Source organism: Mycobacterium helveticum, from assembly GCF_007714205.1.
In the GTDB taxonomy this organism is placed as follows: Bacteria; Actinomycetota; Actinomycetes; order Mycobacteriales; family Mycobacteriaceae; genus Mycobacterium; species Mycobacterium helveticum.
The window spans coordinates 1-6,075 of record NZ_VMQU01000199.1 but is presented as its reverse complement, the minus strand read 5'-3'; the positions used below and the strand labels follow the sequence as shown (position 1 = coordinate 6,075).

Annotated in this window: 7 protein-coding genes and 1 pseudogene; 2 read left to right on the top strand and 6 right to left on the bottom strand. The window is 65.6% G+C overall.

The window, feature by feature from the left end; translation table 11 throughout:
• The 3 genes from FPZ47_RS30510 to FPZ47_RS28685 form a co-directional block, all read right to left on the bottom strand.
• Window positions 1-1,286: ATP-binding protein (locus FPZ47_RS30510; RefSeq protein ID WP_342781099.1), on the bottom strand; the 1,286-nt coding region annotated here is incomplete at its 3' end.
• Window positions 1,287-1,291: 5 nt separating this feature from the next.
• Window positions 1,292-1,909, bottom strand: a complete 618-nt coding sequence (locus FPZ47_RS26070; protein ID WP_425461846.1) for a Mu transposase domain-containing protein — start codon at window positions 1,907-1,909, stop codon at window positions 1,292-1,294.
• 7 nt (window positions 1,910-1,916) lie between these two features.
• Window positions 1,917-2,456 carry a hypothetical protein gene (locus FPZ47_RS28685; RefSeq protein ID WP_168209573.1) on the bottom strand — a complete coding sequence of 180 codons (540 nt, stop codon included), beginning with the start codon at window positions 2,454-2,456 and terminating at the stop codon, window positions 1,917-1,919.
• A 172-nt stretch (window positions 2,457-2,628) separates the two neighbouring features.
• Between FPZ47_RS28685 and FPZ47_RS28680 the strand changes: the two genes are divergently transcribed.
• Window positions 2,629-3,066, top strand: a complete 438-nt coding sequence (locus FPZ47_RS28680) for a hypothetical protein (protein ID WP_168209572.1) — start codon at window positions 2,629-2,631, stop codon at window positions 3,064-3,066.
• Window positions 3,067-3,306: 240 nt separating this feature from the next.
• On the opposite strand, the gene FPZ47_RS30015 is transcribed toward FPZ47_RS28680, so the two are convergent.
• Window positions 3,307-3,459: a hypothetical protein gene (locus tag FPZ47_RS30015; protein ID WP_246133622.1), complete on the bottom strand. Its 153-nt coding sequence runs from the start codon at window positions 3,457-3,459 to the stop codon at window positions 3,307-3,309.
• A 133-nt stretch (window positions 3,460-3,592) separates the two neighbouring features.
• Between FPZ47_RS30015 and FPZ47_RS30010 the strand changes: the two genes are divergently transcribed.
• Complete coding sequence (locus tag FPZ47_RS30010) at window positions 3,593-3,979, top strand: hypothetical protein (protein ID WP_246133621.1); 387 nt, start codon at window positions 3,593-3,595, stop codon at window positions 3,977-3,979.
• A 392-nt stretch (window positions 3,980-4,371) separates the two neighbouring features.
• On the opposite strand, the gene FPZ47_RS30005 is transcribed toward FPZ47_RS30010, so the two are convergent.
• Together FPZ47_RS30005 and FPZ47_RS26055 are read right to left on the bottom strand one after the other, a co-directional pair.
• On the bottom strand, window positions 4,372-4,884 hold the full coding sequence (locus FPZ47_RS30005) for a site-specific integrase (protein ID WP_246133620.1): 513 nt from the start codon (window positions 4,882-4,884) through the stop codon (window positions 4,372-4,374).
• 566 nt (window positions 4,885-5,450) lie between these two features.
• Window positions 5,451-6,075, bottom strand: a pseudogene (locus FPZ47_RS26055) (hypothetical protein); the annotation flags it as partial.

Sequence of the window (6,075 nt, the reverse complement as noted above, 5' to 3'; positions counted from 1 at the left end):
TCAACTACGAGATCAGGGAAAACCGTCAGAAGCCAGAAGCGGCTTAAGAAACCCTCCACGATCTCGGGGGAAGCACAGTGTGCGCCACACCAGCGCCTTCTCTTGGGCCCGCCCGACGAACAACACGCCCTCGGCGCCGCTGAACCGGGCCAAAAACTCCTGGGCGATGTCGTCACCCTGTCGACAGCGGATTGGGCCAGCAGGGGGTCGGTCATGACGGCCAGCCATTCGTCAGGGCTGCGGTTGGAGGTCAGCACGGTGGAGCCTCGCTGGTGGCGGGCCACGACAAGCTCGTAGAAGTCGGCGGTCGCGGTAGCGTCCATCGGCTGCAGGGCGAAGTCGTCGATGATCAGCAGCCGGACTTGAGCCAGGCGGCGCATCTCGGCTTCGGTGCTGTTGTCGAGTCGGGATGCTGTGAGCCGCTTGAACATTGCATCAGCCCGCAACATCAGGGTGGGGATGCGTCGCCGCACGGCGATGTGTCCGAGTGTGGTGGCCAGATGCGTTTTGCCTACCCCGACGGGTCCGAGCAGCAGAGCGCCGTGGGGGCCGTCGAGAAACCGCAGGCTGGTCAAGTCGGTCCACAGGGTGCGGTCGTAGCTGACGGCGGCCGAATCGTCCCAGGAATCCAGGCGCATGGTCGCATCCAGGCCGGCCTCGCGGGCGCGGCGGGCGGCGGTGCGTTTCGTCAAGTGGTTTGGCCCCAATGATCTGCATGAATTTTGGCCCCGGGCGTTGGTGTTCGGGGCTTGATAGTTGGTGGATGGTTCGGCGGCAGCGAGGTGCGCTGCGTGCTGGTGCGCGGTGTCGAGTTCGGCGGCGGTGTGCTGGGCGTATCTGATGGCGTGTTGCAGGCTGTCGGTCAGGGCGTGCATCGTCGGGGCGAGGCCGGGCCGCGCTTCGAGTGAGTCCAGGGTCAGCCTGCCGTCTTGGTGCTGGTGTGTCAGCCAGCGGGTGAGCTGGGCGAGCAGTTGCGGGAGCATGCCGGTCATGTGTGCCAGGGTGGCGATGATCGCGGCGGTGTCGGCGGGATAGACGAGGTCGTCGCCGCTCGGCTGAGCGCGGTGGTTGAGCTCGTGGATGGCGTGCGCGGCTGAGCTGTTGTCGCGGCGGGTGGCCTCATCGGCGAGGATCAGCTCCAAAAAAGCCGCGTGTGACAGGTGCCGCTGGTGAGCCAAGGTGAGCCGCTCGGGCAGGGTGTCGAGCATCCGCCCAAGTTTGAGTTGGCGCATCACTCGCTTGAGGTCAGTCGAGATCGGGTCGGTGACAACAGGTTTGGTCGCCATGCCGATCACAGCCCCTGGGTTGCGTTGCGACCGGTGGGGGTGGCGCCGCCGTCGATGACGCTCATCCAGTCGGGCCGGGGCCTGCCTTGGCTGCGGTATTCACCCGGGTCGCGGGCAAACCGGGCCGGAGCCAGCCCGGTGGCCGCCCGTGGCGGTTCTGTCGGGGTGTTCTCGGTGGCTTTTTGCAGCATCGCGGCGATCTTGGACACCGAGACCACATCGAGCTCCAATGCCCGCCCGCAGGCGGTGTTCACCGGGGCCGGCCCGTAGCGTTTGACCAGCCCCAACAACCGGTACACCTGGCGCATGCGTGTCCACGGCAGCTGGTGATCGAGCAGACGTTCGGCGTAGATGCCGATATCAGCCCCGTGGCCGGCCGCGGTGGCGATCAGCCGGGTCAGGTCCCGCATCGCGTAGCCGGTCTTGTCAGCGGGCAGATCAGCCGGGTCGGTGGAACGTCCGCCGGCGGGCTGGCGGGGATGAGTCTTGACCAGCTTTCCGCCGTGGAACGCCTTGACCAACTCGCCGTCGGCGCGCACCGAAACGGTCTGTACGCGAAAGTGTTCGGGGATTGAATACAATGCCCGATCGACTTGAATGTGTTCTCTGAACCAAGGGTTCAAAGACGGCTCAGTCGGCGGATTCGGCCGGGAGTGCGGGGATTCCAAGGTCGGTTGCTGACCCGGATGGTGGGCGACGGCGTCTGTCGACTTGGGATAGTTTGTCTTCGGCGCCGCCGAGGCTGACCTGCAAGCCTTCGACTTCGCCGAGCCAGCCTTCACGTTCGGCTTCGGCGATACGGGATTTGAGGTTATCGCGGATCTCGACTAACCGGGATCGTTGGGCGGGGTCCGGCCAGAGCAATGCGCAACGGACACAGGCGTGTTCGTGGATGCATGGTGTGCCGAAGGAGCGTCCACAGGTGCCGATGGAGACCTTGCGGCGCTCGAAGTGGCCGATGAACTGCTGCCATTCCTCGTCGGTGGGCTGGCGGTACTCCTCGGTGGGGCGCAGTGCGCGCCGGCGGGCGATGAACGCCAGGTGGGTGGTGATGGCCTCGTCGGGGTAGACGGCCTTGTAGCCCATCGTCACGCCGATGTCGCGATGTCCGGCGATCACCTGGGCGATATGCGGCGGCAGACCGTTGAGCACGGCGTCGGTGATGAACATGCGCCGGAAGTCGTGCGCAGTGACGTGCAGCGGCTCTCCGGCGGGGTCTGTCAGCCCCGTGCGCGAGTGCTTCGTCGATTAGTCCGGAGATGAAACCGCCTCCCAGTGAACGGTATTCGGCTCTGTTCCGACGTTGGAAAAGTAGCGGCGCAGGCGGCAGCCACACCAGCTCGTGGCTGTCGCGGGCACGCACCAGCGGGACGGTTGCGTTCGAGCCACGGACACGGCAGATGACAGCGCTGAGCACCTCGGCCAGCTCGGGGCCAACCACGAGCAACCGCTCGGCGTCGGTCTTGGACGGAGCGATCTGCAGCAGCGGCACCTGCTCACCGGTGCTGGGCAGCCGGTACTGGACCAGGCTGTGATGGCTCAGTTCAAGCAGTTCCTCGACCCGTACGCCCGTGTGTCGGAACACTTCGATGACGGCCCACGCCCAGAAGGCGTGTTCCTCGTCGAGGTTGAGCAGCCGTGGTTTGCCGGTGTCGGGGTGGCATACCCAAACGTTGTCCGCTGCCCCGTGCGGCCGTTCGATCCTGGTCAGGGTCTTTCCGGCCGCACTGAACTGCGTGCCGGGCTGGACTCGTTGCCCGGCCTGCAACAACTGCCGTGACTCGCGCCGCCACCGGTCGACGGCCTCGACCAGGACCGGCAACACCGGCAGCCACTCGCGGGTGCGGCTGTCCATGCGCGCCTTACGGCGTCGAATGAACTTACGCCGCACCAGGTCCTCCTGGCTGATTGGGCACGGTGCCACCCACACACCCCACCGGATCGGGTCATCGAGGCCCCATTCGGCCAGGTCGAGGTAGAACGCTCGAACCGTGGCCAGTGTGTCCAGATACGCCAGGCGCTAGGATTCGACCTCGACCAGCTTGTCGTCACGGATGACGGTGGTGGTTTTGGTGCGTAGCCGCCGCTTCCACGCGCCCGCGACCTCCCGTGGCAGCCGCAGCGAGTCGATGCCGAGATGATGCTGCTCGATGTCGAGCCAGAAGCAGCGCACCAGGTGATACCGCCAGGCTGACCAGGGTGGTGTAGTCGATCGCCGGTTGTCGTTCGGCCAGGTAGGCGATGAGTAAGTCCCGGATCGGCTGGCAGGCGATCGGATAGCGGTCAACGAGCTGGGCGGGTGAGCGTTGGCCCAGGCTGCGGATCTGCTGCAGCGTGGGTGTATCTGCGCCGAGTATGCCCGCTTCCCGCAGCATCCGAAACGTCGCCGACGCCGAATCCGTGCGACCGCGCACCGCGGATTCGGTGTCGAGGATCTCCAGCACGTCGCCGACTGTGACATCGGCAAGTATCCCGCCCTTGGCGGCGATGATCACCGCGCAGCGAAACATGACGTCTCCCAGCGTCGCATCGGTGATCGCAGGGTCCTGCTCACACAATTGACGCAGCCGATCAAAACCCGCCCCATCACGGCCATAGACCATGTTGCGGACCAGCTTGCGTTTCTTACCGCCAGTCAACAGCCATGCCAGCGACGGTCGCACTACGTCGGCGCCGACCACCAGCAGCAATGAGCTGGTCATCAACGGTAGCCGGGCCTTCGAGTACTTTCCCTGGTGGCGCAGCCATTGCTCGGGATGCTGCGCCCAGTGCGCGCGGGCCGCATCAGCGCCGCTGGCCAGCCACCGCTGCTGCCAGGTGTCGCCGGGTTGATCAGCCAGCCAGTCCAACAGCAGCGGCACCCGCCGGCAGCGGGCTTCACGCACCTGCTGCGACGGCAACGTGACCGTCGCGGCGGCTACGACTCGATCCACCCCGGCACGGCCGCAGCAGGTGGCCGGCCAATCCGCTCCCACCACGCGGGCGGGGTAACGAGTTCTCCAATCCTGTTGCCTGGGAGCATGTTCGAGTGCACTGGTCGCCGTGAGGATCTCGGTCCCGGGCGCATGGGTGGTCTCAACAATGGTCATGGGCGCTTCCTGGCGAACAGCACGTCCAGCGTTTCGGGCCGATAACCCACTGCCGGGGGCGGCGTGGGGTGCTCGGCGGCCTTTCGGGTCTGTTCGGCGTGGTGGGCCAGCACGCGTTCGATGACATCCTCCTTGCGTGGGGTCAGGTAAATCTGCGTGGTCGTCAGTTGCGCGTGCCCAAGGACGTACTGCACGTCGGTGAGCGGCATCGCCGGATCCTGGGCCATCCGGTAGGCCGCCGAGTGCCGAAGCGCATGCAGCGTGGCACCCGTGCCTGCGTCGGCGTTCACTCGCTCGAACATGCGGTGTGCCGCATGATAGGTCAACGGCCGAAATGGCTTTCGACGTGTCCACCACAACTGTTTGGTTCGCCCGCTCGGGATCAGCCCCTGCATCTCCACCTGGTACAGGCGCAGCCACACGAACGCGTCCGATGACGCCGGCAGTTCCTGCTCTGCACGAGAGCCTTTGCGCACCACTGTTATCCTGCCGCCCAGGATCGACACCACCCTGTGTCACGTTCAACAGCTCCGAAGCCCTTGCCCCGGTGGACACATAGAACGCCACCAACGCCCGGTCACGATGCGAGGGCAGCCGCGCGAAAATTTCGTTGAACTCCGCGTCCGGGATATTGCGTGGGATCCGTTTAACCACCCGAGGCCGATACAGCCCTGCCCGCTCGTTGCGATAGGGCTCCATTGGGTTGTGATGCGCATGCGCCCGGCCACCACGCCGCGACCCATCTAACGGAAACGGATTCACCATCGGGCCCGTGCCAACGTCGCGGTGGAAATCGTAAAAGCAGCGCAGCACCGTTTCGCTGTGGACCCGTACCGACACCGAATACGGCCCCGCTCGACCAGGGCCTTTCATTCCATTCGAGATCGCAAGCCACCGGCAGAAATCGCGGGCCTCTGACCGGGTCGCGCGGTCCCACAAAACTTCGACCGCCCACAGGAACCGGAACCACCGCAACAGGTCCATCCCGTAAGAGCGGACCGTGGCTTCGCTGCGCCCGGCTGCCAGCAGGTCACCGAAGAACGCCGCCGCCGCCACCACCGGTCGTTCCGCGGGGTCAACCAGACGATACGGCTCCCACTTCGAGCCCGTCGCCACCAGCGACCCCACCGCCGGAAGCTCCAACACCTACAGATCCCGCACGTCCTCCAGATCGTCGAACACGGCACCGACAGTAGAACCGCTCTCCACCGCGCACGGCGCTGACATGCCGAAACGTCTTGGGTAGTTCAGTCAACAGGTGGTAGTCGCGGTGCACCTTGGCTTCAGCGTAGATCGGCACCTGGTAGACCGCTGCTGGGGCGGGCAGCAGCAGTGCGGCCTCATCCTCGGCGAACACCACCGCCGGGCGTTGACAGGTGGTGCCGTGGATGCGCTGCCCGGCCTTGTCGGCACACCACGCTTGCGCTCGGGCTTGGGCGTCGGACAGGTCGGTGAAGTCTTCGCCAGCGAAGAAGTTGCCCCGCACGTACTGCACCATTCGCTCGACACGGGGTTTGTCGCACGGGTGGGCCACCCTGGCCGGATCGGTGAAAAACCCGCGGGCTTGCGAGTACTCCGTCCAACCCACACTGAACTGTGGATCGGTCGAATCCGCCTTGGGCACAATCGGTGTCATGTTGTCTGGGATCAGCACCTTGAAGACACCTCCGAAGAATCGCCAGGCCGCCTCGCAGCCGGCG